Source organism: Terrabacter sp. P5_B1 (assembly GCF_056400505.1).
Map to the genome: position 1 here is coordinate 1 of NZ_JBFULD010000589.1, position 992 is coordinate 992.

General features: G+C 72.2%; 1 protein-coding gene. It reads left to right on the top strand.

The annotated features are described in order from the left end of the window. Window position 1 precedes the first annotated feature (1 nt). On the top strand, window positions 2–992 hold a 991-nt coding region (locus AC1DP0_RS22240), incomplete at its 3' end, for an aminotransferase class V-fold PLP-dependent enzyme (protein WP_478088810.1).

The window sequence follows — 992 nt, forward strand, 5'->3', positions numbered from 1 at the left end:
GATCCGCGGCGACTTCCCCATCCTGGCGCGCACGGTGCGCGGCGGCAGGCCGCTCGTCTACCTCGACTCGGGGGCGACGTCGCACAAGCCGACGCCGGTCCTCGACGCCGAGCGCGCGTTCTACGAGCAGCACAACGCTGCGGTCCACCGCGGCGCGCACCAGCTCGCCGAGGAGGCGACCGACGACTTCGAGGCCGCCCGCGCGACCATCGCGTCGTTCGTCGGGGCTCCCGCCGACGAGGTCGTCTTCACCAAGAACGCCACCGAGGCGCTCAACCTCGTCGCGTACGCCTTCTCCAACGCGGCACCGACCGGCGACCCCAAGGACGAGCGGTTCGTGCTCGCGCCCGGTGACGAGATCCTCGTGACCGAGATGGAGCACCACGCCAACCTCGTGCCGTGGCAGGAGCTCGCCCGACGCACGGGCGCGACCCTCCGGTGGGTGCCGGTCGGTCCCGACGGCGCACTCGACCTGAGCGGTCTCGACGACCTGCTCACCGAGCGCACCAAGGTCTTCGCCTTCACGCACGTCTCCAACGTGCTCGGCACGGTCAACCCCGTCACCGAGCTCGCGGCGCGGGCGCACGCCGTCGGGGCGCTCGTCGTCGTCGACGCGTGCCAGTCCGTGCCGCACCTCGCGGTCGACGTCGAGACGCTCGGCGCCGACTTCATCGCCTTCAGCGGCCACAAGATGTACGGCCCCATGGGCGTCGGTGTCCTCTGGGGCCGCGGTGAGCTGCTCGAGGCCATGCCGCCCTTCCTCACGGGCGGCTCGATGATCGAGCTGGTGACGATGGAGCGCTCGACCTACGCGCCGGCGCCGCAGAAGTTCGAGGCCGGCGTCCCCAACGCGGCGCAGGCCGTGGGCCTCGCCGCGGGTGTGCGCTGGATCGAGGCGATCGGCATCGAGCGCATTCACGCCCACGAGGCGTCTCTCGTCGGCCAGTTGCAGCGCGGCCTCGCGGAGCGCCCCTGGGTCCACGTCGTCGGTC